This window comes from Phaeobacter sp. JH20_02 (assembly GCF_048056915.1).
Lineage (GTDB): Bacteria > Pseudomonadota > Alphaproteobacteria > Rhodobacterales > Rhodobacteraceae > Phaeobacter > Phaeobacter bryozoorum.
In genome coordinates this window covers 1-24321 of the sequence record NZ_JAYMVP010000009.1, presented here as the reverse complement: position 1 = coordinate 24321, position 24321 = coordinate 1, and the positions used below count along the sequence as shown (strand labels likewise).

General features: G+C 60.6%; 20 protein-coding genes. 16 read left to right on the top strand and 4 right to left on the bottom strand.

Features of this window, described 5'->3' with window-relative positions:
- Positions 1 to 166 precede the first annotated feature (166 nt).
- Positions 167 to 1336, top strand: a complete 1170-nt coding sequence (dapE, locus tag VWY34_RS01750) for a succinyl-diaminopimelate desuccinylase (protein ID WP_340547223.1) — start codon at positions 167 to 169, stop codon at positions 1334 to 1336.
- Positions 1337 to 1439: 103 nt separating this feature from the next.
- Complete coding sequence (gene rnr, locus VWY34_RS01745) at positions 1440 to 3710, top strand: ribonuclease R (protein ID WP_416544584.1); 2271 nt, start codon at positions 1440 to 1442, stop codon at positions 3708 to 3710.
- A gap of 24 nt (positions 3711 to 3734) precedes the next feature.
- Here the strand turns inward: rnr and VWY34_RS01740 are convergent, their stop codons facing one another.
- Complete coding sequence (locus VWY34_RS01740) at positions 3735 to 4181, bottom strand: DUF1801 domain-containing protein (protein ID WP_416551595.1); 447 nt, start codon at positions 4179 to 4181, stop codon at positions 3735 to 3737.
- Positions 4182 to 4267: 86 nt separating this feature from the next.
- Here VWY34_RS01740 and VWY34_RS01735 point away from each other — a divergent pair, with 86 nt between their 5' ends.
- On the top strand, positions 4268 to 5002 hold the full coding sequence (locus VWY34_RS01735) for a helix-turn-helix transcriptional regulator (protein ID WP_416539834.1): 735 nt from the start codon (positions 4268 to 4270) through the stop codon (positions 5000 to 5002).
- A 102-nt stretch (positions 5003 to 5104) separates the two neighbouring features.
- Positions 5105 to 6499 (top strand): lytic murein transglycosylase, encoded by a 1395-nt coding sequence (locus VWY34_RS01730; protein ID WP_416544585.1) that lies wholly within the window; start codon positions 5105 to 5107, stop codon positions 6497 to 6499.
- A gap of 5 nt (positions 6500 to 6504) precedes the next feature.
- Here VWY34_RS01730 and ubiB read toward each other — a convergent pair whose 3' ends face one another.
- Together ubiB and ubiE are read right to left on the bottom strand one after the other, a co-directional pair.
- Positions 6505 to 8043, bottom strand: coding sequence for a 2-polyprenylphenol 6-hydroxylase (gene ubiB / locus VWY34_RS01725; RefSeq protein WP_416544586.1), 1539 nt, complete (start codon positions 8041 to 8043; stop codon positions 6505 to 6507).
- 3 nt (positions 8044 to 8046) lie between these two features.
- Complete coding sequence (gene ubiE / locus VWY34_RS01720) at positions 8047 to 8799, bottom strand: bifunctional demethylmenaquinone methyltransferase/2-methoxy-6-polyprenyl-1,4-benzoquinol methylase UbiE (protein ID WP_340547229.1); 753 nt, start codon at positions 8797 to 8799, stop codon at positions 8047 to 8049.
- Positions 8800 to 8904: 105 nt separating this feature from the next.
- Here ubiE and mutM point away from each other — a divergent pair, with 105 nt between their 5' ends.
- The 7 genes from mutM (at position 8905) to VWY34_RS01685 (ending at position 16399) form a co-directional block, all read left to right on the top strand.
- Positions 8905 to 9756 (top strand): bifunctional DNA-formamidopyrimidine glycosylase/DNA-(apurinic or apyrimidinic site) lyase, encoded by an 852-nt coding sequence (gene mutM / locus VWY34_RS01715; protein WP_416544587.1) that lies wholly within the window; start codon positions 8905 to 8907, stop codon positions 9754 to 9756.
- 64 nt (positions 9757 to 9820) lie between these two features.
- Positions 9821 to 10597, top strand: coding sequence for an enoyl-CoA hydratase (locus VWY34_RS01710; protein ID WP_340547231.1), 777 nt, complete (start codon positions 9821 to 9823; stop codon positions 10595 to 10597).
- A gap of 281 nt (positions 10598 to 10878) precedes the next feature.
- Positions 10879 to 11142 (top strand): 30S ribosomal protein S20, encoded by a 264-nt coding sequence (gene rpsT, locus VWY34_RS01705; RefSeq protein WP_340547232.1) that lies wholly within the window; start codon positions 10879 to 10881, stop codon positions 11140 to 11142.
- A 592-nt stretch (positions 11143 to 11734) separates the two neighbouring features.
- Entirely contained in the window at positions 11735 to 13156 is a 1422-nt protein-coding gene (dnaA, locus tag VWY34_RS01700; RefSeq protein WP_340547233.1) for a chromosomal replication initiator protein DnaA, read from the top strand.
- A gap of 309 nt (positions 13157 to 13465) precedes the next feature.
- Positions 13466 to 14587 (top strand): DNA polymerase III subunit beta, encoded by a 1122-nt coding sequence (gene dnaN, locus VWY34_RS01695; RefSeq protein ID WP_340547234.1) that lies wholly within the window; start codon positions 13466 to 13468, stop codon positions 14585 to 14587.
- Between the two features lie 97 nt (positions 14588 to 14684).
- Complete coding sequence (gene recF, locus VWY34_RS01690) at positions 14685 to 15782, top strand: DNA replication/repair protein RecF (RefSeq protein WP_416544588.1); 1098 nt, start codon at positions 14685 to 14687, stop codon at positions 15780 to 15782.
- Positions 15779 to 16399, top strand: coding sequence for a LysE family translocator (locus VWY34_RS01685; protein WP_340547236.1), 621 nt, complete (start codon positions 15779 to 15781; stop codon positions 16397 to 16399). Before recF ends, VWY34_RS01685 begins: the two co-directional genes overlap by 4 nt.
- Before the next feature lie 20 nt (positions 16400 to 16419).
- On the opposite strand, the gene VWY34_RS01680 is transcribed toward VWY34_RS01685, so the two are convergent.
- The gene (locus VWY34_RS01680; protein WP_340547237.1) at positions 16420 to 17013 is read right to left on the bottom strand and encodes a TetR/AcrR family transcriptional regulator; all 594 of its coding nucleotides are present in this window, start codon (positions 17011 to 17013) and stop codon (positions 16420 to 16422) included.
- Between the two features lie 101 nt (positions 17014 to 17114).
- On the opposite strand from VWY34_RS01680, the gene VWY34_RS01675 reads away from it, so the two are divergent.
- From VWY34_RS01675 to VWY34_RS01655, 5 genes are all read left to right on the top strand, one after another.
- The gene (locus VWY34_RS01675) at positions 17115 to 17708 is read left to right on the top strand and encodes an NAD(P)H-dependent oxidoreductase (protein ID WP_416542751.1); all 594 of its coding nucleotides are present in this window, start codon (positions 17115 to 17117) and stop codon (positions 17706 to 17708) included.
- Between the two features lie 85 nt (positions 17709 to 17793).
- Positions 17794 to 20211 (top strand): DNA topoisomerase (ATP-hydrolyzing) subunit B, encoded by a 2418-nt coding sequence (gene gyrB, locus VWY34_RS01670; protein ID WP_416544589.1) that lies wholly within the window; start codon positions 17794 to 17796, stop codon positions 20209 to 20211.
- A gap of 816 nt (positions 20212 to 21027) precedes the next feature.
- Positions 21028 to 21564, top strand: a complete 537-nt coding sequence (locus VWY34_RS01665) for a hypothetical protein (protein ID WP_416544590.1) — start codon at positions 21028 to 21030, stop codon at positions 21562 to 21564.
- A 148-nt stretch (positions 21565 to 21712) separates the two neighbouring features.
- On the top strand, positions 21713 to 22792 hold the full coding sequence (locus VWY34_RS01660; protein WP_416544591.1) for a peptidoglycan-binding protein LysM: 1080 nt from the start codon (positions 21713 to 21715) through the stop codon (positions 22790 to 22792).
- An 11-nt stretch (positions 22793 to 22803) separates the two neighbouring features.
- Positions 22804 to 23829 (top strand): transporter substrate-binding domain-containing protein, encoded by a 1026-nt coding sequence (locus tag VWY34_RS01655; protein ID WP_416534280.1) that lies wholly within the window; start codon positions 22804 to 22806, stop codon positions 23827 to 23829.
- The last annotated feature ends 492 nt before the right edge of the window (positions 23830 to 24321 follow it).

Sequence of the window (24321 nt, the reverse complement as noted above, 5' to 3'; positions counted from 1 at the left end):
GCGCCACAAACCGGCGTTTGGATTTAGCCGCTGTGTGGCAGGGGACGTGGATCCGCAGTCTTCTCCCTCTCCGGCAGCAGGAGATTTGCACCGCCGACAGAACCGAGGTAGCCAGAGGTCATGGAAGGGGGCCAGCCATGTCCGGCCCGAGAACCGGAGGACCCAAATGACGCAGCCGCCCGCGCATTCGCCGCTTGACCCGCAACAGCTCACCGCTGACCTGATCCGCTGTGCCTCGGTGACACCGGAGGAGGGCGGCGCGCTTGTCCTGCTCGAGAAAATCCTGACCGCAGCGGGGTTTTCCTGCAGCCGGGTTGATCGCGGCGAGGTCAGCAATCTGTTTGCCCGCTGGGGTCAAAAGGGGCACCCGCGCACCATCGGCTTCAACGGCCATACCGATGTGGTGCCGGTTGGCGATACCGCCGCCTGGACCGTCGATCCCTTTGGCGCAGAGGAGAAAGATGGTTTCATGTACGGGCGGGGGGCGACCGACATGAAGTCTGGTGTGGCGGCATTTGTAGCGGCTGCCGTCGATCTGGTTCAGACCGCGCCACCCGAGGGAGCGATTGTCCTGACCATCACCGGCGATGAAGAGGGTGACGCAGTCGATGGCACCACCGCGTTGCTGGATTACATGGACCGGGCGGGTGAGCAGATGTCGGTTTGCCTCGTCGGGGAGCCGACCTGCCCAAATGAAATGGGCGAAATGATCAAGATCGGTCGTCGCGGCTCGCTGTCAGCCTGGTTCACGGTGACCGGTGTGCAGGGGCATTCGGCCTATCCGCATCGTGCCAAAAACCCGTTGAGTGCAATGGCGCGCCTTATGGATCGTCTCGCCAGTCATGAGCTGGATCAGGGAACCGAACATTTCGACGCCTCCACCCTCGCCGTGGTCACGATCGATACCGGTAATCCTGCGACCAATGTGATTCCGGCAACGGCCCGTTCGACGGTGAACATCCGGTTCAACGACGCCCATTCCGGTGCCGGTCTCAGCGACTGGCTGCGGGCAGAAGCGGATCGCATCGCGGAGGAGTTCGGTGTTGAGATCGGTTTGGAGATCAAGATTTCGGGCGAGAGCTTCATCACTCCGCCCGGCTCGCTGTCGGATCTGGTGAGCACAGCGGTTGAGGCCGAGACCGGGCGCAGACCAGAGCTGTCCACGACGGGCGGCACCTCTGATGCACGTTTTGTGAAACACCATTGCCCGGTTGTCGAGATCGGGCTGGTTGGCAAGACGATGCACCAGGTTGATGAACGTGTGGAGATCGCCCAGATCCATCAGTTGAAATCGATTTATGGCCGTATCCTGCGGGATTACTTCGCCGGGAAGTGACCGGCAGGTGATCTGGCACATGAAGAGCGCGCGCGTCGGACAATGACATCCGGCGCGCGCTTTTCACGATGACCTTGGAGAGCGGGCGTGGTAGCTCAGACCTATGACCCGTATTCCTTCCAAGGCAGAAATCCTCGAGTGGATCTCAGCCCATCCGACCCATAACTCTAAACGCGACATCGCCAAGGCTTTCGGCATCAAAGGCTCCGACAGGATCGACCTGAAAAGGATCCTCAAGGAGCTCGAGGCAGAAGGCCATCTGGAGAAGCGCAAGAAAACCTACCGCGACCCGGAGCGCCTGCCGCCGGTCAGTGTCCTTCAGGTTAAGGCTCCGGACAGCGATGGCGATCTTTTTGCGCGTCCGCTGGAATGGCACGGCGAAGGCGTAGAACCCATCGTGCTGGTGATGCCGCGTGCGTCCGATCCTGCGCTGGGCGAGGGGGATCGGATCCTGGCACGTCTAACCCTGGTTCAGGACGCCGAATATCACTATGAGGCACGGCTCATCCGCCGTATTGGCACGAACCCGCGCCGGGTCATCGGGATCTTCCGCAAGGGTGATGAAGGCGGTCGTATCGTGCCTATCGACAAATCGGCATCGACGGAATGGGCGGTCGCGGAAAACGCCACCCATGGTGCGCGCGACGGTGAACTGGTTGAAGCCGAGCAGGCCGGACCGAAATCGCGTCTTGGCCTGCCGCGGGCCCGCGTTGTCGACCGTCTTGGTGATCCGTCAGCGCCCAAGGCGGTCTCGTTGATCGCCATCCATCAGCACGGCATCCCCGACCATTTCCCCGATGAGGTAATTACGGAGGCCGATGCGGCCAAACCCATGGGGCTGAAGGGGCGCGAAGATCTGCGCGATCTGCCGTTGATCACCATCGACCCGGCGGATGCACGGGACCATGACGACGCCTGCTATGCCCATGCGGATGACGACCCGAAGAATCCCGGTGGCCATGTCATCTGGGTCGCGATTGCCGATGTCGCGGCCTATGTGCGCCCCGAGTCGATGCTGGATCGCGAGGCCCGTAAACGCGGCAATTCCAGCTATTTCCCGGATCGGGTCGTGCCGATGTTGCCTGACCGTCTGTCCGGCGATCTCTGCAGCCTCCACGAAGGGGTGCCGCGCGCCTGTATCGCCGTTCGGATGCAGATTGATGCGCATGGAAACAAGATCGGCCATCGCTTTGTGCGCGGGTTGATGCGGTCTGCGGCATCGCTGCACTACGGGGAAGTGCAGGAGGCCATGGATGGGACGCCGAATGATCGCACGGGCCCCTTCTTAGAGCCTGTTATCAAGCCGCTTTATGCTGCCTACGCAGCCTTGGTCAAAGCGCGCGCAGACCGTCAGCCGCTTGATCTCGACCTACCCGAACGCAAGATTGTTCTGGACGAGAACGGCACGGTCGTCTCGGTTAATTTCCGCGACCGGCTGGATGCGCACAAGCTGATTGAGGAGTTCATGGTGCTTGCCAATGTGGCGGCCGCCGAGACCCTGATCAAGAAGCGTACTCCGCTGTTGTTCCGCGTGCATGAGGAACCGGCACCAGAGAAGCTGGAAGCGCTCCGCGAAACCGCCCGCGCGGCCGGGCTTTCGCTGGCCAAAGGGCAGGTGTTGCAGACCCGTCATCTGAATGCACTGCTGCATGGGGCTGCGGGCACCGATGACGCTGAGTTGATCAACATCTCGACTCTGCGCTCCATGCAGCAGGCCTATTATGCGCCTGAGAACTTTGGGCATTTCGGTCTCGCCCTGCGCAACTATGCGCATTTTACCTCACCGATCCGTCGCTACGCCGACCTTATCGTGCACCGGGCGCTGATTTCAGCCCATGGCTGGGGCGACGACGGTTTGGCGACCTTCGAAATTGAGCGTCTGGAGCAGATCGCCACCCATATCTCCGAGACTGAGCGGCGGTCGATGATGGCGGAACGGGACACCACCGATCGTTATCTGGCGGCCTATCTGGCCGAACGGGTCGGCAATGAATTCGAAGGCCGGATCAGCGGCATCGCGCGCTTTGGCGCTTTTGTGAAACTGGACGAAACCGGGGCTGATGGCCTGGTGCCCGTCCGGTCCATCGGCCGGGAGTTCTTTCACTTTGATGCCGAGGCGGGAACCTTGATGGGCTCCGATACCGGGTTGATCATCGCCATCGGCCAGCGGGTGAAGGTGCGATTGGCACAGGCGACCCCGGTGACCGGTGGGTTGGAGCTTGAACTTCTGTCTATCGACGACAAGCCGATGCCTGCGGGGGGCGGCAGCGGACGCCGCAGCCCGGCCGGGCGCTCGGTGAAACGCAAATCCGCCAAAGCAAAGGCCAAGCGCAGCAAGATCAAGCGCAAGGTGGAGAGAAAGCGCCGCAGCTGACAGCGGCGCGCCCCTTGTTAGGCTCTAGTTGAAACGGTCCGGGTCAACCCGGGTCTCACCGGCTGCGGTCGTGGAGGCATGATAGGTCAGCGCGTGACGGATCAACCAGCCGTGGCGCAATGGCTCCACATCTTCGACCCGGTCGAACAATACGCCGCGGGTCCCGTCGAGTTTGTCCCAGGCTGGATAGCGACTGGCAAAATTGTCGATCACTCTGCTCTGGCAGTGAACGAGCAGGGCGAATCGCGCGTGCTTCGATGGTCCCAGCCGCAGCGGTGTTCCAAGCCCGGAGCGCGCCGCCGCATATGACGGCTGACCCCATTTCAATGTCTCGGCCACCGCCCCGACCTCCGGGGCATTCTCTGCAACCTCAAAGATCAGCTCCCGCAGACGCAACAGGCCTTCGCGCGCGTCCGGGGGGGCTTGATCAAAGACGGCAGCGACTTCGGCGCTGGCAAAGGGGCGTATCATATCCGTTTGGCTCCTTGATGAATGGTCTCTCTGTTTTAGCGGCGCGTGATGACAGAAACTGTCATTAGAGTTAGAGAGTATGAGACATGTCTCGATCTCATCGTCTCTTTCAGCTTATGCAGTTGCTGCGCCAGGGTGCCGGTCCTCATACCGCCGCCGGACTGGCGCAGGATCTGGGAATTTCGGCCCGCAGCGTGCACCGGGACATCGCAACCCTGCGCGAGATGGGGGCGATTATCGACGGAGAGGCAGGCTATGGCTTCACCCTGATCGAAGACAACGCATTGCCGCCCATGGGGTTTCGCGACACTGAATTGGAAGCGCTGGTTCTGGGACTGCGCGAAGTTCAGCAGATCGGCGATCCGGAACTGGCGGATGCCGCCGCCGAGGCCTTGCGAAAGTTGCAGGCCAGATTGCCGGACCGGCAGGCCCACAGGCTGCGCCATGCTGTCCTGTCAGCCTATCGCTTTCAGAGACCGGAGCCGCCGGGTATTGCGCTGGCGGATCTGCGCCGTGCCACATGGGACGAGGTCGAGGTCCTGCTGGACTACTGCGATGCCAAAGGCGCCGTCACCAAGCGGCAGGTGAAACCGCTCGGACTGGTCTATTTCGATCGCTCCACGGTGCTGATCGCCTGGTGCGGGCTGCGCGATGATGTGCGGGTGTTTCGGGTGGATCGGATTGCCGGGTTCGAGGCGACAAACATCAGCTTTCGCCCGCAACGCGTCCCGATGCTGCGGGATGCGCTGGCCCAGATGCGGGCCGATCGTGTCGCCTGCGGGCCAGTCCAAACCGCAGCCCCGGATCCGTCCGAGGCTTGATCCCGGCAGATCGGCAAACCTCCGCACATCCCTTCAGCGGCGCTTTGTGGGAACCTGCGATGCGGGTAGACTGGCAGCGAGCAGAAAAAAATGAGGTGTAAGATGCGATACGATCTTGGCGCCCGAAGGCAGATACTCCTGAAAACGGCGATGGTTGCGGCATTGATGATGACTGCTGTTGGCGCCCAATCCAGCCCGCCGGCTGCAACCGGCCGACAGGTGGTGGAGGGGGCGACGTCGCAGCCGCCGCAGGTTTCCCTACGACCGATTGCCCGCCCGGTGGCTGTTTCGGCTGTGACGGAGCCGCGATTGCGGCCTCGAACGCGCCCGCTACAGCAGACAACGGCAGCGGAACAGCCCAGCGTTTCGGCCGCCAAGCAGCGCGCCTTTCAGGCCTGGATAACGGCCTTTCATCCCCGGGCAAGGGCCGAGGGGCTGTCGCAGGCCACTTTGGACCGTGCGTTTGCCGATGTGAGTTTTGACCCGGATATTGTGCAGCGGGATGGCAATCAGTCAGAGTTTGTCACTCCTATCTGGACCTACCTTGAGCGCGCGGTTTCCGAGGCGCGGATCGACAACGGCAAGGCGGCGCTGCGCGACCATGCGCAGACGCTGGCACGAATCGAGGCCCGCTATGGCGTCGACAAGGAAGTCGTTGCGGCTGTTTGGGGCATGGAAAGCAACTATGGCCGGTTTCGTGGGGAGCGTGAAATCATCCGTTCGCTCGCCACATTGGCTTTTGACGGGCGGCGCGGGGCCTTCTTTGAGAGCCAGCTGATCGCCGCCTTGAAGATTCTTCAGGCTGGCGATGTCTCCCCGCGTGCCATGACGGGCAGCTGGGCAGGTGCCATGGGGCATACGCAGTTCATGCCGACATCTTATCTGGCCTATGCCGTGGATTTCACCGGGGATGGCAAACGCGATATCTGGTCGGAGGATCCCACAGACGCGCTGGCCTCAACCGCAGCCTATCTCAAGCGGTTTGGCTGGGTAAAAGGTCAGCCATGGGGGCTGGAGGTCCGACTGCCAGCCGGTTTCGACTATGCGCAGGCGGATCGCAAGATCACCAAATCCGCAGAGAGCTGGCGCAGGCTGGGCGTTACCCGTGCAGATGGCAGCCCCTTGCCCGACCATGGCGAGGGAGCGCTGCTGCTGCCCTCAGGCGCGCAGGGCGCGGCCTTCATGGTCTATCGAAATTTCGCGGCCATCGAACGTTACAATGCAGCCGATGCCTATGTTATCGGCGTCGGTCATCTGAGCGACCGGCTGCGGGGCGGTGGTCCGATTCTGGCCAGCTGGCCGCAGGATAGCCGCCCCCTGACCTACAAGGAGCGGCGCGAACTCCAGCAGCGGCTGACAGGGGCGGGATATGGCACCGGCGGCGCGGACGGGCGGATCGGGCCAAAAACCCGCGCCGCCCTGCGCGCCTATCAACTGGCGATGGGTCTGACACCCGATGGTCACCCCTCGCTCACGGTATTGAATCGGCTGCGCTGACGGCCCTAGCCGAGCGCAGCCGATGCAAAGGCAATGGCCAGTCCCAGCCCCAATCCGCAAAGACCGGGCACAACCCAGCCGGACGCCCCTTGGCGGCGTCGGCTTCGGTCGTCGTTTTCATGGGTCTGCGCGATCAGCGCCTGTTCGACCAGCGCGGGCAGGCGGGGGCCGAAGCGCGCCATCACCTTGGCGGTGCTCATCAGATCGCCGACCACCGCGCGCGGGCCGATGGATTTTTTGATGTAGTCCTCAACCACGGGGCGCGCTGAATTCCAGATATTGATATGCGGATCCAGCGACCGCGCCACGCCTTCCACCACCACCATGGTGCGTTGCAGCAGAATCAGCTCGGTGCGGGTCTCCATGCCAAAACGTTCGGTCACCTCAAACAGGTAGTTGAGCAAGCGACCCATTGAGATATGGGTGGCATCCATGCCAAAAATCGGCTCGCCCACGGCGCGCAACGCACGGGCAAATTCATCGACATCGCGGTCGGCCGGTACGTAACCGGCCTCGAAATGCACCTCGGCCACCCGCTTGTAATCACGCTTGATGAAGCCAAAGAGGATCTCGGCGTAGACGCGGCGGGTGTACTCGTCGATGTGCCCCATGATGCCAAAATCATAGGCGATGATATCGCCATTGGCGGCGACCTTCAGGTTGCCCTGGTGCATGTCGGCATGGAAATAGCCGTCGCGCAACGCATGGCGCAGAAACAGCGAAAGCACGCGCTCCGCCAACACCCGGCGATCGTGGCCAGCGGCATCCAGCGCGGCATTGTCGCCAAGTGGGAGCCCATCGGCCCAGCCCAGTGTCATGACCCGGCGGGCCGAGTGATTCCACAGGATTTCCGGCAGCTGAAATCCGTCGTCATCCTTGGTATTGGCGGCAAATTCCGAGGCTGCCGCGCTTTCCAGTCGCAGGTCCAGCTCACCCTGCACCACGCCGTCGAAATGCTTGATCACATCCATCGGCTTGAGCCGCCGCGCGCCGGGCGCAAACAAATCGGCGATCCGTGCGGCAAAATAGAATGCGTCCACATCCTTGCGGAAGGCGCGTTCGATGCCGGGGCGCAGAACCTTCACCGCCACTTCGCGACCGCTCTCGACGAGCCTTGCGCGATGGACCTGCGCGATGGAGGCCGCCGCAATCGGTTCGCTGAATTCGGAATAGATATGCTCGACCGGCTGGCCCAACTCGTGTTCGACCTGTGCCATGGCTTCGGCGCGGGAAAACGGCGGCAGCTTGTCCTGTAGAACGCGCAGCTGTAGCGCCAGATCGTCACCGACCACATCGGGTCGGGTCGATAGCACCTGACCGAACTTAATGTAGGCAGGCCCCAGCGCGGTCAGCGCTCGGGTGGCGGGCGGCATCGAAGGATCGCCCTTGTAGCCGAGCCATTTGAACGGCCAGCCAAGGGTGCGGGCCAGAATACGCAGCGGTTTCGGCGCCTCGAAAGCATCAAGCACCACGTTCATGGCGCCAGTGCGCTCAAAAGTGGCGCCTGTGCGGATCAGGCGGATAATATTGTGGGGTCCACGCATGGATCAGATCTTCCAGCCGGAGTGCAGCGCAGCGATTCCCAACGACAGGTTGCGGTATTTGGCATTGGCAAAACCAGCCGCGCGCACCATCGACAGAAAGGTCTCCTGATCGGGGAAGTTGCGGATCGATTCGACCAGATACTGGTAGCTGTCATAATCGTTCGCGATCATCTGCCCCATGCGGGGAATCACGTTGAAGGAATAGAGGTCATAGGCCTTTTGCATGGCCGGGTTCGGCAGCTGGCTGAACTCAAGCACCATCAGGCGCCCTCCCGGCTTCAAGACACGGTAGGCTTCATTCAGGGCTTCCTGAGGGCGGGTGACGTTCCGAATGCCAAAGGAGATGGTGTAGACATCAAAGCTATTGTCCTTGAACGGCAGCGCCATGGCATCGCCGGTGACCCAATCCAGGCTATCGGCCATCTGCGCGGCTTCAGCGCGTTTGCGTCCCTCTTCCAGCATCGGGGCTGTCAGATCGAGCACCGTAGAGTGGCCATAGCCTGCGCGCTTCAGAAACCGGAAGGAAATGTCACCGGTCCCGCCGGCAACATCCAGCAGTCGCTGGCCAGGGCGCGGCGACAGCCAGTCCATCATCGCATCTTTCCAGATACGATGAATTCCCATGCTCATGACATCGTTCATAACGTCATATTTTGAGGCGACCGAGTTGAACACGCCCTGCACGCGCCCTGCCTTCTCCGACTCGGGCACGGTTTCGAACCCGAAATGGGTGGTATCTTCAGATCTCTGAGTCATGCGGCTTGCCGTTTGTTGTGTGTCGCCCCAGTTATAGGGCGCTGGAAGGGCGGTACAATGCGGCCCTTCGGCCCCATGTTGGTGCAATGTGTCAGGAGGGATGTAATGCCAGAATTGCCCGAGGTCGAGACGGTGCGCCGCGGATTGTCCCCCGCGATGGAGGGCGCGGTGATCGAAAAGGCCACTGTAAATCGCCCGGATCTGCGCTGGCCCTTCCCGGAGCGTATGGCGGAACGGCTGACAGGCCGCCGCGTCAATGCGCTTCGGCGGCGATCAAAATACATCCTGGCCGACCTCGACAGTGGCGAGACATTGCTGGTGCATCTGGGCATGTCGGGCCGCATGACGGTATCTGGGGATCCCTTGGGACAGTTTGTTCATGATCATCCGCAGGCGCAGAAACATGATCATGTGGTTTTCGATATGGATAATGGGGCGCGCATCACCTTCAACGATCCGCGCCGGTTTGGCGCCATGGACCTGCTGGATACGGCCACGGCGGATGAGCACAAGCTGCTGGCAGTTCTGGGACCGGAACCGCTGGGCAATGCCTTTCACGAGGATCATCTGATTTCTGCCTTCAGGGGGCGCAATACGCCGGTGAAATCGGCGCTGCTGGATCAGGGAATCATCGCGGGTCTCGGCAATATCTATGTCTGCGAGGCGCTTTTCCGCGCCGGAATATCACCGCGGCGCAAGGCCGGGCAGATCGCCTCGCAGCGGGTTGCCACCCTGGTCCCGATCATCAAGGAGGTCCTGGCAGACGCCATCAAAGCGGGCGGATCATCGCTCAAGGATTTCCGACAAGCTGATGGAGAACTTGGATATTTTCAGCACAGCTTTGATGTATACGGCCGCGAGGGAAAGCCCTGCCGACGCGCCGGATGTGACGGGAGCATTGCGCGGCTCGTCCAGTCCGGGCGATCATCCTTCTACTGCGGCAAATGCCAAAGATAGCTTGATCGCGAGGTGTCGCGTGATAATGACTCTTCCCTGAACGGAACAATCGAAAGCGAATACCATGGCCTATGAGACGATCAACGTCGAAGTGCAGGACCACGTTTGCCAAATTAAACTGAACCGGCCCGAAGCGTTGAACGCGCTCAACTCCGAGCTTTTGAGTGAACTTTGCACCGCCCTGGAAGAGGCCGATGCCAGCGACAAGGTGCGCTGCATTATCCTGACCGGGTCGGAAAAGGCCTTTGCCGCCGGCGCCGATATCAAGGAGATGTCGGAACAGAGCTTTACCGAGGTTTTCTCGAACAATCTGTTTGCCGATGTGAACGACCGTATCAGCGCGATCCGCAAGCCGATCATCGCAGCTGTGGCCGGCTACGCACTGGGCGGCGGCTGTGAGCTGGCCATGCTCTGCGATTTCATCATTGCGGCAGATACTGCCAAATTCGGTCAGCCCGAGATCAATCTGGGCGTGATCGCCGGCATTGGTGGCACCCAGCGCCTGACTCGTTTTGTGGGCAAATCCAAATCCATGGATATGAACCTGACCGGTCGTTTCATGACCGCCGAGGAGGCAGAGCGCGCCGGGCTTGTCTCTCGCGTGGTGCCCGCCAAGAAACTGCTGGATGAGGCGACGGCCGCTGCCCACAAGATTGCGGAGAAATCCCTGCTGACGGCGATGGCCGTGAAAGAAGCGGTGAACCGCAGCTACGAGCTGCCGCTGAACGAAGGCCTGCTGTTCGAACGTCGTGTGTTCCACTCGATGTTTGCCACCGAAGATCAGAAAGAGGGCATGGCTGCCTTTCTTGAAAAACGCGAAGCCCAGTTCCGCGACAAGTGACCGACAGCATCGAATGAATGAAAACGGCAGGCCCTGGGCCTGCCGTTTTCTTGCTTAACCTTATGCAGAATGACTGCGCGTTTCCGTGCAGATGCGGATATTCCGACAGCCACTCACCAGCGCGGACGAGGTGGCTTGCATTCCGTCGGTTTTGACGCTACTACCCGCCGCCATACATGCGCGTGCAGCCCGCTTGGCTAGAATCACACCGGTGGATCGGATCCGGGTTCGGCTGGCATTGCGCCTATTGAAAACACGAAACCAAAGTTAGGTCCTACACCATGGCAAATTCGCCTCAGGCAAAAAAGCGCGCCCGTCAGAACGAGAAACGCTTTGCTGTCAACAAAGCCCGTCGTTCGCGCATCCGTACCTTCCTTCGCAAAGCTGAAGAAGCTATCGCATCCGGCGACAAAGAGGCAGCCGCCGCAGCCGTGCGCGCAGCTCAGCCCGAGCTGATGCGTGGCGTGACCAAAGGCGTCTACCACAAAAACACAGCAGCGCGGAAAATCTCCCGCCTGACAGCGCGCGTCAAAGCGCTGGGCTAATCGGGTCTTTCGTAGGCGCCTGCTGATTCCATCGCACCCGCGTTCAGCCGCCCCTAGACAAGCCGGAAAAAACACAAAGGCGTCGCGTTCAGCGGCGCCTTTTGCATTTTGGTCACAGCTGGTGCGGTGGTTGCGGGCGCAGGGGATTCTTTGTCCCCAATCCCTGAGTCAACATCATAGTTTCGTTGCTGCCACCCCTCCCGAATTGCTACCACTGTTACAGCGATTCACTCGCTGGGGGGACAGGCTGCTCGCGGTATCCTTGATGGGACTCAAGGAGGCTGATTGTGCTGGTACACAGGTATTTCGATACACCGTGCACCACGCTCCTGCTGTGTTTCTGGATCTATCCAGACGGCGGGCCTGTTCCAATTGTGTATGTATTTGGTTCGACCATTCGACCGCTGCAAAGCGACTTGCCGGTTGATTTAGACGCGATCCTGAACTTTGCCTTCTGCAAGGCAGTGCTGCCCAAACTATGGGTCAGTACACACATCCGTTGTGCGTGAACGTCGTCTGGGATTGGGCCAGGCTGGGGATGAAACAAGAGGCCAAATAAGGGCCGATGCTATTGGGACGCGTGAGGCGCAGAATGACGGAAGATAACTGGGGACGGTTGAGACAGCGTTTGTTGAAAACCGTGGGGCAAAACAACTTTACAACTTGGATCGAACCTCTGGAGTTTACCCGTGTTGATAATGGCGTTGCCATCTTCAACGTGCCGACGAACTTCATGGGCAACTACGTCAGCCAGAACTTTGCTGACCTGATTCTGCATGAGCTGAACATGTCGGGTGAACCGGTCCAGCGCCTGGCTTTCAAGGTTGCGGCCAATACGACGGCGCGACCGGCTGCCACTGCGACCAAGGGCGCTGCCGATGATCTGCCGCTGGACCTGGATGACGAGGCGCTGACCGAACTGCCGCGCGCCCGTGCTGCCACAGGTTACGCTGCCAAGGATCAGGGCGACACGCTGCAGGCTGCGCCTTTGGATCCGCGCTTTACCTTCGACAGCTTTGTCGTCGGCAAGCCGAACGAGCTGGCCCATGCCGCCGCTCGCCGCGTCGCCGATGGCGGTCCTGTTACGTTCAACCCGCTGGTGCTTTATGGTGGTGTTGGTCTGGGTAAAACGCACCTGATGCACGCGATTGCATGGGAGCTGACAGCGCGAAATCCAGAGTTGAATGTGCTCTATTTGTCGGCAGAACAGTTCATGTATCGTTTCGTGCAGGCCCTGCGCGAACGCAAGATGATGGACTTTAAACATCTGTTCCGCTCGGTGGACGTGCTGATGGTCGATGACGTCCAGTTCATCGCCGGCAAGGACAGCACGCAGGAAGAATTCTTCCACACGTTCAACGCGCTGGTTGACCAGAACAAGCAAATCATCATTTCCGCCGACCGCGCCCCGGGTGAGATCAAGGATCTTGAGGATCGTGTCCGGTCGCGTCTGCAATGTGGTCTGGTCGTTGACCTGCATCCGACCGACTACGAGCTGCGTCTGGGCATTCTGCAGTCCAAAGTGGCGCAGCAGATGCAGACCTATCCGGATCTGCGCATCGCCGACGGCGTGCTGGAGTTCCTGGCGCATCGTATCTCGACCAACGTGCGTGTTCTCGAAGGTGCTCTGACACGTCTCTTCGCCTTTGCCTCCCTCGTCGGTCGCGAGATCGACATGGAGCTCACCCAGGATTGTCTGGCCGATGTTCTGCGCGCCTCCGAGCGCAAAATCACGGTCGAAGAGATTCAGCGCAAGGTCTCCGAGTATTACAACATCCGCATGTCCGATATCATCGGCCCCAAGCGTCTGCGTTCCTATGCGCGCCCGCGTCAGGTGGCGATGTATCTGTGCAAGCAGCTGACCAGTCGCAGCCTGCCGGAAATCGGTCGGCGCTTTGGTGGCCGCGATCACACCACGGTCATGCACGGTGTGCGCCGCATCGAAGAGCTGAAGACAATCGACGGCCAGATCGCCGAAGATGTCGAAATGCTGCGCCGCTCTCTGGAGGCGTAAGACACTCCTGTTGTTCTGGCAGATCGCGCGTTGATCATCGCCCCAGGCGGTAAACCCAATAGTCCCGCAATGACCCCGGCCCGTCCGGGGTCTTTTGCCCTCCGGGTCAGGACAGCTGGGCGCGCGCGGCGGCGGGTGAAACCGGCAAGCCATGCCAGAGCGCCACGTTTATCGGGGATAAATCGAGCCCGGGGTGATCCGCCCTTGACGCTGCGGGCAATCCCTTGGACAAATCCATAAAAAGCCTTGTGCCGAAGGGGTAAAGCGTTACGTTGCTTCTCCCGGCCAGACGTTAGAGGACTTAGGGACATGAAGATCAGCATCGAACGCGGCACCCTGTTGAAAGCTGTGGCTCAGGCCCAGTCTGTGGTTGAGCGTCGCAATACCATTCCGATCCTGGCAAATGTGCTGATTGAAGCGGAAGGGGACATCGTTCAGTTCCGTGCGACCGATCTGGATATCGAGGTGGTCGACAAGGCCCCGGCCCAGGTCGAGCGGGCAGGCGCCACCACCGTGGCCGCCACCACGCTGCATGAAATCGTGCGCAAACTACCGGATGGCGCTCTGGTCACACTCACAGCCGATGCCGCAAGCGGCCGTCTCACGGTTGAGGCAGGCCGATCAAATTTCTCGCTGGCGACGCTGCCGCGTGAAGATTTCCCGGTCATGGCTTCTTCGGAATATCATTCCAATTTCACGGCCAACGCCGCAGTGTTGCGTCGGCTGTTCGACAAGTCGAAATTCGCCATCTCCACCGAGGAAACCCGCTATTATCTGAACGGCGTCTATATGCACGTGGCGGATGGGGTCGAAGGCGGCAAGGCGCTGCGCTGTGTGGCTACCGATGGCCACCGCCTGGCGCGTATCGACGCCAATCTGCCGATGGGGGCAGAGGATATGCCCGGCGTGATCGTACCGCGCAAGACGGTGGGCGAGCTGCGCAAGCTGCTGGATGACGACGAAATGGATATCGCGGTTTCGGTGTCCGAGACCAAGGTCCGGTTTGCCACGCCCAGCATTACCCTGACATCAAAGGTGATCGACGGAACCTTCCCCGATTACACACGCGTCATCCCCGCAGGCAATACGCGCCGTCTGGAAGTGGACGCGGCGGAGTTTGCCCGCGCTGTTGACCGGGTTGCTACGGTTTCCTCGGAGCGGTCGCGTGCGGTGAAGCTGCAACTGGATGAGGATCGGCTGATCCTGTCCGTCAATGCACCGGACAGCGGCGCTGCCGAGGAAGAACTGGCCGTGGCCTATCGCGATGAACGGCTGGAAATCGGGTTCAACGCCAAATACCTGCTGGAGATCGCCAATCAGGTTGATCGTGAAAATGCAGTGTTCATGTTCAACTCCTCCGGCGATCCGACCCTGATGCGCGAGGGCAGCGACGAAAGCGCCGTTTATGTCGTGATGCCGATGCGTGTTTGACGTGGCCGATGGCACGGCCTGCTCTCCTGGCGGCTGAGCCGCCCGCCGCAACGGGCGATTTGAGTATTTTTGGAAAGATGACATCGGATCCCGCCCCATGCTGGCGCTGACTGAGCTGACACTGTCGCACTTCCGCTCGCATCTGCGGGCGGATTTGCATTTGGACGGGCGCCCGGTTGCCATCCATGGTGCCAATGGTGCCGGTAAGACCAATATTCTTGAGGCTGTCTCGCTGTTTTCGCCGGGACGGGGCCTGCGGCGGGCCAGTGCCGCCGATATGGCGCGGCGGCCGGAGGAGCTGGGATGGAAGCTGAAAGGGCAGCTGACCGTTGCGCGCCGGAGCTACGAGGTCGAGACCTGGTCCGAGGGCGGGAAGGCGCGACAGGTCAAGATCGACAACAAATCTGCCAGCCAGATTGACCTCGGCCAGATCTGCCGGGTGGTCTGGCTGATTCCTGCGATGGACCGGTTGTGGATCGAGGCCGCCGAAGGGCGCCGCCGGTTTCTGGACCGGATCGTGCTCAGCTTTGATCCCGGCCACGCCGAGGCGACGCTGCTCTATGAAAGGGCGATGCGTGAACGCAACCGCCTGCTGAAGGAACAGATCCGCGACCCCGCCTGGTACCGGGTTCTGGAAACACAGATGGCTGAGAGCGGGCATCGCATACATGCAGCGCGCACCGCGGCGGTCGATCGGCTACGTATGGCGCAACAGGCTGCAGAGACGGCTTTTCCTGCGGCGGAACTGGAGTTGATCCAGTCCGACGGCGGTTTGCCGGACAATGCGTCGGATCTGCGCGAGGCGTTTGAGGAAGGGCGATTCCGTGATCTGGCAGCGGGGCGGACCTTGCTCGGACCTCATCGCACCGATCTGCTGGGCACCTATGAGGCGAAGGCGCTGCCCGCGCGCGAATGTTCGACGGGCGAGCAGAAGGCGTTGCTGGTATCGCTGATCCTCGCCAACGCACGCGCGCTCATTGCAGAAGGCGGCGCGCCTCCTATTCTGCTGCTGGATGAGGTTTCGGCGCATCTGGATGTGGGACGCCGCGCAGCGCTCTATCAGGAAATCGTCCTGCTCGGGGCGCAGGCCTGGATGACTGGCACCGGCCCTGAATTGTTTGAAGAATTTGAGGGGAAGGCGCAGATGCTTGCCGTAGAGGAAGGCGCCATGGGCTCCGAGGTGGTGGCGGGATGAGCATCTCTGTCTGGGATCTGATGCTTTATGCGGGTGGGCTATTCGTTCTGTTCCTGACGCCGGGTCCGGTTTGGCTGGCAGTGATTGCACGGGCCATGTCGGGCGGGTTCCAGGCGGTCTGGCCGCTGGCCCTGGGCGTGGCCTGCGGCGATATTCTGTGGCCGCTGGTTGCAGTGGCGGGCGTGTCGTGGATTGTGTCTGAGATTGCCGGGCTGATGGAGCTGCTGCGCTGGGTCGCAAGCGCGATGTTTCTGGTTATGGGGGGTATGTTGTTGCGACATGCAGATGCCCGGATCGAAAGCGACAGCGCCCTGACCCGTCCGGGGCTCTGGGCCGGATTTATCGCCGGCATCGCCGTCATTCTGGGCAACCCAAAGGCGATCCTGTTCTACATGGGCGTCCTGCCGGGGTTCTTTGACCTGCGCGCTGTGACGTGGCTCGATATCCTTGCCATTGTGGTGCTGTCGTTCCTGGTGCCATTGGTGGGGAATCTATGTGTGGCCGCTCTGGTGCACCGGGTGCGCTGGCACATCACATCCCCGCCGACGCTGCGCCGGATCAATATCGTGTCGGGCTGCCTGCTGATCGGTGTCGGCTGTCTTATTCCCTTTGTCTGATCAGTTCCGCCCTGCGTTGCTCACTGCTGTGGGGCCAGCCAGGGTGTGAGATACAGCAGCAGATCCTCGCGGAAGCTGCTGGGCGTATCATGCGCTGCACAGAATGACAGGGCGAGCACATGGTTGAGGAACGCCTGCATCCCCTCGGCCAGGACATTTGCGGGCTGATCCTGGCGCAGGGCGCCGCTGGCTTGCAGCTCTGCCACCCATCCCGACCACAAAGAGATCTGGCGGAAGAAACTCTGGGTGATCACCGCATCGGTTTCGGTGCCGGTGGTGCCTGAGTAGCGCAGCAGCAGATCGAAAATCACCCGATCCTGCGCCACGAACTGAACCACCGGCAACAGACGATCAATCAGCGCGTCCAGAGTGTCGGGGGTAGGGAGGGCTTCGGTTTCGTCGAGCACGGCCATTATGCGCGGGCCGATCAATGCGGCGAGCAGACCGTTCTTGTCGCCGAAATGCGAAAACAGCGTGCCCTTTGCAACGCCGGCCTCAGCCACGACATCCTCGACCCTCAGCCCGCTGTAGCCAGCGGTGAGGATCTGCGCGTCGGCGACCTCCAACAGGCGGGCGCGGGTTTCCAATCGACGTTGCTGCGGAGGGCGGGACATGGCGACCTTTCATAGAATTTGACCGTGGTCATTTTGTATATTGACCACGGTCAGTTTTTGAATAAATTGACCTTAGTCAGTTTTAAGATTCAGAGGTTCTCATGTCCACGCGAAAAATCATCATCCTCAATGGCCACCCGGCGCCCAGCTCGCTGTCGCAATCGCTCTGCCAGGCCTATCAGGCCGCAGCTGAGGGAGAGGGGCACGCGGTCCGGTATCACGATTTGTCCGCGATGCGCTTCGACATGGACTATGGCCAGGCGGGGTATCAGAATGTGAAACCTCTGGAGCCGGATCTGGCAGCATTTCTGACCGATCTCGAATGGGCCGATCACGTTGTAATGGCGACCCCGATGTGGTGGGGGGCCGTTCCGGCAAAGCTGAAGGGCGTTTTTGACCGGGCGCTATTGCCGGGGCGGGCCTTTGACACGCGAAACGTCAACTTCATGGGCGTACCCGCACCGATGTTGACCGGCAAAACCGCGCGGGTGCTGCTCACTTCGGATACGCCCGCTCTATGGCTGAGGCTGATCTACGGCAATGCCATCAAGCGGATTATCAGCAGTCAGATCCTTGGGTTTGTGGGCATCAAGCCGACCCGGTTCTCTTCCTTTGCCCCGGCCACGGACGCCTCTGAGGGGACCGTAAATTCTTGGCTGCGCAAGGTTGCGTCCCTGGGCGCCAGAGCGGCTTGATTCAACCAAGAAAAAAAGGGGCTTGCGCGTGACATTCCCGGCCAGACTTCGTATAAAATCCTGAAGCAAAGACAGGAAGATGTGAATGTCCGGAAACGAGCAGGCCCCCGCAGAATATGGCGCGGATTCCATCAAGGTTCTCAAAGGGTTGGAGGCGGTTCGCAAACGTCCCGGCATGTATATCGGGGACACCGATGATGGCTCCGGGTTGCACCATATGGTGTATGAGGTCGTCGACAACGGCATCGATGAAGCCCTGGCCGGTCACGCGGACCGGGTGGTTGTGAAAATTCACGCCGATTCCAGTGTTTCGGTGCACGACAACGGGCGCGGTATCCCGGTCGATATTCATGCCGAGGAAGGCGTCTCAGCCGCTGAAGTCATCATGACGCAGCTACATGCCGGTGGTAAGTTTGACAGCAACTCCTACAAGGTGTCTGGCGGCTTGCACGGTGTGGGCGTGTCTGTGGTGAATGCGCTCTCCGATTGGCTGGAGCTGCGTATCTGGCGCAACGGCAAGGAGCATGTCGCCCGGTTTGAGCGTGGCGATACCGCGGAACATCTTAAGGCGGTCGGCGACTGCGGGGATCAGACCGGGACCGAGGTCCGTTTTCTGGCCTCGACAGATACCTTCTCCAACCTGGAATACTCCTTTGAAACGCTGGAAAAGCGCCTGCGCGAACTGGCCTTCTTGAACTCTGGTGTGCGGATCGTCCTGATTGACGAGCGTCCGGCCGAACGGCTGGAAGTGGAGCTGTTCTATGAGGGGGGCGTCAAGGAATTCGTCAAATATCTCGATCGGTCAAAATCCCCTGTTATGGAGGCGCCGATCTATATCACCGGTGACCGGGATGATATCGGGGTCGAGGTCGCCATGTGGTGGAACGACAGCTACCACGAAACCGTGCTGCCGTTTACCAACAACATTCCACAGCGCGATGGCGGGACCCATGTTGCGGGTTTCCGTGGCGCCTTGACCCGGACCATCAACAACTATGCGCAATCCTCCGGCATCGCCAAGAAGGAAAAGGTCTCCTTTACCGGCGATGATGCCCGCGAAGGGCTGACCTGCGTCTTATCGGTCAAGGTGCCGGATCCGAAATTCTCCAGCCAGACCAAGGACAAGCTGGTCTCCTCAGAAGTGCGGCCCGTGGTTGAAAGCCTCGTCAATGAGAAGCTTGCCGAATGGTTCGAAGAAAACCCAAATCAGGCCAAGCAGATCGTCGGCAAGATCATCGAAGCCGCCCTCGCGCGGGAGGCTGCCCGAAAGGCCCGTGAACTGACCCGCCGCAAGACTGCGATGGATGTCAATTATCTGGCAGGCAAGCTCAAGGACTGCTCAGAGAAAGATCCCGCCAAAAGCGAAGTCTTCCTGGTCGAGGGTGACTCGGCCGGCGGTTCCGCCCAGACCGGCCGGGACCGGATGACACAGGCAATTCTGCCCCTCCGCGGCAAGATTCTGAACGTCGAACGCGCACGGTTTGACCGGATGCTGGGCAGTCAGGAAATCGGCAACCTCGTTATGGCGCTTGGTACCGGCATCGGGCGCGATGAATTCAACATCGAGAAACTGCGTTACCATAAGATCGTCATCATGACGGATGCTGACGTTGACGGCGCCCACATCCGCACGCTGCTGCTCACCTTCTTCTATCGTCAGATGCCCGAGCTGATCGAGGGCGGGTATCTCTATATCGCCCAACCGCCGCTCTATAAAGTGTCGCGCGGCAAATCCGAGGTCTATCTCAAGGATCAGGCTGCGCTGGATGAATATCTGATCAATCAGGGTGTCGACGGCGCGGTTCTGAAACTGGGCAGCGGCGAGGAGCTGGTGGGTCAGGATCTGGCCCGTGTGGTTGATGAGGCGCGCCAGCTGAAGCGCGTTCTGGATGCCTTCCCGACGCATTATCCGCGCCATATCCTTGAGCAGGCGGCAGTCGCCGGTGCCTTTGTACCCGGCGCCGTTGATGCCGATCTTCAGGGAGTCGCCGACAAGGTTGCGCAGCGTCTTGACCTGATTGCGCTGGAATATGAACGCGGCTGGCGTGGCCGTATCACTCAGGATAACGGTATTCGCCTGTCGCGTATCCTGCGCGGCGTCGAAGAGCTCAGGACACTGGACGGTCCGATGCTGCGCTCTGGTGAGGCTCGGAAAACAGGGAGCTTTACCAACAGCCTGCAAGAGATCTACGGCTCAACTGCCACGCTTGTGCGGCGTGACCGCAGCCAGGCCATCCACGGCCCGCTCGGTCTGCTGAAGGCGATCCTCGATGAGGGTGAAAAAGGTCTGGCGCTACAGCGTTACAAAGGCCTGGGAGAAATGAACCCGGATCAGCTGTGGGAAACCACGCTGGACCCCGACGCGCGCACCCTGTTGCAGGTGCGGGTTGAGGATATGGTCGAAGCGGATGATCTCTTTACCAAGCTGATGGGCGACGTCGTGGAACCTCGCCGCGAATTTATCCAGAAAAACGCGCTCAGCGTGGAAAACCTGGATTTCTGATCGCATTTAGAGATCCGATAGCGCGGCGGGTTTACCCTCGACGCGCGTTCCATCCTTCGGACTTTGATGCCCCGCAGGTCACTGCGGGGCATCTTCCTGTTGACAGGCTGGATGCTCGGGCCGCGCGGTTCAGCGCCGACAGGAGTGCCCTTTGCACCCTCAGGTCCACCCTGACCGAGGAGTCATTGTTGCGGATATTGAGTGCAGGCAGTTCGCACCTAGCCATTCAGGTTTGCTTTCGACAGGCGCAAGCCGCAGGGGCGTTCATCTTATGATTGCATATCTGAGAGGCTGCGATCATCGCAACACCTCCGCGCCGACGCCTTTCCTGCGGTCAGAGGTCTGCCTATCGCTCGGGGCAGCATGTAGCGGAAGCGATGCGCTTTACTCTCTATATGGGCGGGTTCATCGCAAGTTCTGTGGAAGTTTACCATTCTACCGCAGAATGTTGACGCAGAATCGCTCGAAGGTTAAGAATCGGTTAACAAAACGCGGCTGGACCGCGATTTTCGGAGCAGCCGGGGGTAGTTTGAGCCGATGTTGAGCTTAAAGAAAGACAGTGTAACAAGTTCCGAGGCCGCAGAGGCCGGTGATCGGTCTGCCCGCACGGTCAGGATTGATGGTGTGATTACCTCTAGCAACAGTGCGCTTCGCTCGCCCCAGACGGGAAAAACCCGCAACACGGCAAATATTGCCGCAGTGTCCTCGGTCGCCACGGGTCAGGCCCGATCAGGCGGTGCTGCCAGCTCGACCGCCAAACCGGGCACGCACGGAAACCATGTGGCAAAGCCAAAGGTAAGAGGGCTTGGCACCGGGATGTCCCCGATTGCGAAACTTGGCGCCGCTGCGGCTGTTTTAGCGCTTTTTGCCGTTGGCCTGGCCGTGTTGCAGTTCGGATCTGATGAGGTGACAGAGCCTGCGGCTGCCAAGCCGCGTGTCGCCCAGCTGCTGACTCCGCAGGCATTGGCCGGGCTTGATCCCACTGCGACATCTGCCGAACGTGCCGCCGCCGAAGAGCTGCTGACAGCAGCTGTTGAAACGGCTGCCCCCCTCAGCGCCGAGGATGCGTTGGTTGCGCAGATGACTGCCGGGACATTGGCGGCGCTGCGCCGTGGCAGCCAGACCGCCGCTGCCGCACAGCCGGCGGCCCCGGCTCCCGCCGCATCACAGGCGCACACGGCCCTTTATAGTATGGTACTGCGTGCCGTTGGGCAGGGCCAATCGCCCGCCTATATCGACCAGATGGTGAATGATGCCTATCGCAGCCAGTCGATCACGGTCCCCGCAGCTTTGATAGGGGCCGATGGGCGCGTTGACACGGCAACCATCCTGGCGCTGTTCGTCGGCCAGTAATACCGGCGCAAGGCGCCCGCGATTCCCGGTTTTCTGCATTGGCCGCAACGGATGCTTTGCAGAGATGCCTGCTTTCAACAAATCACGAGACAAAGAGGCGGCGCCCATCAGTGGCGCGGGACGCCCAGCTAAACCCAAGAGGGACAAGATGAGAAAACACCTGATCGCGGCGCTGTGTTGCGTCGCAGGCCTGCTGGCCAAACCCGTGGCGGCGGAAACCTGCGGCGGCACATATAAGGTGCGCCCCGGCGATAGCCTGTCGCTGATTGCCGACCGGCTTTACAAGGATGTGGGCATGTGGAGCGCAATCCATAGCCGCAATATCGACGCCATCGGCCCGCGCCCAGACGCGATCCGCGTCGGGATGGAATTGACCATGGCCTGCCTGAACGGGCTGCCCACCGGATTGCCCGGCGGCAAAGCGGTGGCGGATGCACAGCCCGTCGTCGCGGCGCCGGTCAGGGTGAAGCCCGGTACCGCCGCCGTGCGCAGCAAGATCAACCTGCTGACCGGCGACGACTATGCGCCTTTTACCGCCAAGACGGCACATAACGGCGGGTTGATCACCGAGGTGGTGAATGCAGCGATGACCGATGCGGCACCTGCGCAGGGGTTTGCGATCCACTGGGTGGATGACTGGGCGTCCCATTTCGACCCACTGCTGTCGAACGCGCTGCTGGACCTCGGCTTTCCCTGGTACCGCCCGGATTGCGATACCATGCCGGAGAGCTATCGCTGCGTGAACTTCCTGTTCTCGGACCCGATGTTCGAAACACTGATGCTGCTGTTCGTGGATAAGTCACGTCCCTTCACCTTTGAGAGTGACGCCGATATCGAGGGCAAGACCCTGTGCCGCCCGGCTGGTTATCTGACCTTCGATCTGGATGGCTATGGTCGCCGCTGGATGGAAGACAAGAAAATCACTCTGAAGCAGCCGCATAAGGTGGCCGACTGCTTCGAGATGGTCGCCCGGGGAGAGGCCGACGCCGTCGCGATCAACGAATTCACCGGGCGCAGCGTGATGAAGGAAAATGACCTGCTGGACCAGTTCGATGTGCTGCCGCTGCCCCTGTCCGTGCTGGGGATCCATGTGGTGGTTCACAAAACCCACCCGCAAGCTGACGATATGCTGTCGATGATCAACACAGGCCTGCGCAATATTCGCGGCAATGGTCAGTATCAGGCCATCATAGAAGACCACATGGCCAGGATCTGGGCCGGCTTCTGAGGGAGGGCGCCATGCTGAGACATCTTTCAACACTGGCGGTCGCATTGGTGATGGCCACAGGGCTTGCGCCCGGCGCGGCCCATGCCATCTGCAACGTCGATTACCGGGTTCAGCCCGGCGATACGCTCTTCTCGATTGCCGAAACCCACTATAATGACCGCAGCCGCTGGACGCTGATTTATTACAGCAACCAGCATGTGCTCGCAGGACCCAGCGTCATCCCGGGCAAGACCCTGCATATCCCTTGCGCGCAGCAGGCCTCAGAACCCGATGCCACACCTCTGCGTAAGGATGATGCCGAAATGAAGCTTCTGACCGGTGGCGGTTTTGCGCCTTTCACCGATCAGGCGCTGCCCGGACAGGGCATGGTCACCGAACTGGTGAACGCGGCGCTGGAGCTGACCCCGGCACCGGTCTCCTATTCCATCACCTGGGAGCAGGACTGGTCAAAGCATCTGTTCCCGATGCTGGATGAAAAGCAGTTCGACATGGGTTTTCCCTGGCTGAAACCGGATTGTTCGGCGACGCCTGACGACAAGCGGTGTGTGAACTTTCATTTTTCGGAACCGCTGATGACCATTCCGATCATGGTCTTTGTGCGGGCGGATGCACCCTTTGCCTTCGACAGCGACGCCGACATGCTTGGCAAGAGGCTCTGCCGCCCCGAAGGCTACTACACTCATGATCTGGAACGCAGCGACCGCAAGTGGTTGAGCAGCGGTCAGGTCACTCTTGTGCAGGCGGCTGATCCTGGTGCCTGTTTCCGCAAACTGATGGCGCGCGAGGTGGATGCCGTCTCGCTGAACCTGTTCCTCGGGGCCAATACGCTGATTGCCGAAGGGCTGCGCGATCAGGTGATCCCGCTGGAGCGTCCACTGTCAGAAGAAGGGCTGCATGTGGTGATCTCGAAACGCCATTGGCGTGGCACCTCCCATCTGTACCGCATCAATGCGGGGCTGAAGGCGCTCAAGGCGGATGGCCGCTTCCAGGAAATCGTTTCACGTCATCTCGAGCTGTTCTGGGCTCAACTGCAATAATCGGCGGATGCTGTCGGCGGGTTATGCCTGCCGCCTCGCAGAGGCCTCCCGCCCGAATTGGGAAGAGCTCCCAATTCCGTTGGGCCAAGCGCCGCGTCCCCTGCCGGGGGCGCGGCGTGCGCATATTGAGGGGACAGCATATTGTGCTGTCCGTGTTCCGCTGGACTGCAAGGACTGTGCCTTTCGACCCCGGCTGCGTGGCTCACACATCTGACGCATATAGTAGACACATATGACGAACGGGCTGCGGCAGGCACCGATAGGCAGGGGGAAGTCTATCCAGGTGGCTCGATATGTCCGACCCTCATCTGCGCGGCAGACTTACCCCGCGCGGCCATGTACCGTCATCGAGCGGCGCATCATCCCTTCTTCTGGATTTTGCCTCGGGTCCTCCTGAGACCGTCTGAGGTTGACGGTGTTAGGTGTGATTCACGGGTTTTGGGTGTTCTGGGGTGTGGATATGTTTGGTGAGTCTGTGGGTAAGTGGCTTAT

Coding starts and splice junctions, on each gene's coding strand:
- VWY34_RS01675 (WP_416542751.1), top strand. CDS start 17,115: ATGTCCACGCGAAAAATCATCATCCTCAATGGCCACCCGGCGCCCAGC.
- VWY34_RS01680 (WP_340547237.1), bottom strand. CDS start 17,013: ATGTCCCGCCCTCCGCAGCAACGTCGATTGGAAACCCGCGCCCGCCTG.
- ubiE (WP_340547229.1), bottom strand. CDS start 8,799: ATGACTCAGAGATCTGAAGATACCACCCATTTCGGGTTCGAAACCGTG.
- VWY34_RS01655 (WP_416534280.1), top strand. CDS start 22,804: ATGCTGAGACATCTTTCAACACTGGCGGTCGCATTGGTGATGGCCACA.
- VWY34_RS01685 (WP_340547236.1), top strand. CDS start 15,779: ATGAGCATCTCTGTCTGGGATCTGATGCTTTATGCGGGTGGGCTATTC.
- VWY34_RS01740 (WP_416551595.1), bottom strand. CDS start 4,181: ATGATACGCCCCTTTGCCAGCGCCGAAGTCGCTGCCGTCTTTGATCAA.
- mutM (WP_416544587.1), top strand. CDS start 8,905: ATGCCAGAATTGCCCGAGGTCGAGACGGTGCGCCGCGGATTGTCCCCC.
- rnr (WP_416544584.1), top strand. CDS start 1,440: ATGACCCGTATTCCTTCCAAGGCAGAAATCCTCGAGTGGATCTCAGCC.
- rpsT (WP_340547232.1), top strand. CDS start 10,879: ATGGCAAATTCGCCTCAGGCAAAAAAGCGCGCCCGTCAGAACGAGAAA.
- VWY34_RS01710 (WP_340547231.1), top strand. CDS start 9,821: ATGGCCTATGAGACGATCAACGTCGAAGTGCAGGACCACGTTTGCCAA.
- dnaA (WP_340547233.1), top strand. CDS start 11,735: ATGACGGAAGATAACTGGGGACGGTTGAGACAGCGTTTGTTGAAAACC.
- gyrB (WP_416544589.1), top strand. CDS start 17,794: ATGTCCGGAAACGAGCAGGCCCCCGCAGAATATGGCGCGGATTCCATC.
- recF (WP_416544588.1), top strand. CDS start 14,685: ATGCTGGCGCTGACTGAGCTGACACTGTCGCACTTCCGCTCGCATCTG.
- VWY34_RS01660 (WP_416544591.1), top strand. CDS start 21,713: ATGAGAAAACACCTGATCGCGGCGCTGTGTTGCGTCGCAGGCCTGCTG.
- ubiB (WP_416544586.1), bottom strand. CDS start 8,043: ATGCGTGGACCCCACAATATTATCCGCCTGATCCGCACAGGCGCCACT.
- VWY34_RS01665 (WP_416544590.1), top strand. CDS start 21,028: ATGTCCCCGATTGCGAAACTTGGCGCCGCTGCGGCTGTTTTAGCGCTT.
- VWY34_RS01735 (WP_416539834.1), top strand. CDS start 4,268: ATGTCTCGATCTCATCGTCTCTTTCAGCTTATGCAGTTGCTGCGCCAG.
- VWY34_RS01730 (WP_416544585.1), top strand. CDS start 5,105: ATGCGATACGATCTTGGCGCCCGAAGGCAGATACTCCTGAAAACGGCG.
- dapE (WP_340547223.1), top strand. CDS start 167: ATGACGCAGCCGCCCGCGCATTCGCCGCTTGACCCGCAACAGCTCACC.
- dnaN (WP_340547234.1), top strand. CDS start 13,466: ATGAAGATCAGCATCGAACGCGGCACCCTGTTGAAAGCTGTGGCTCAG.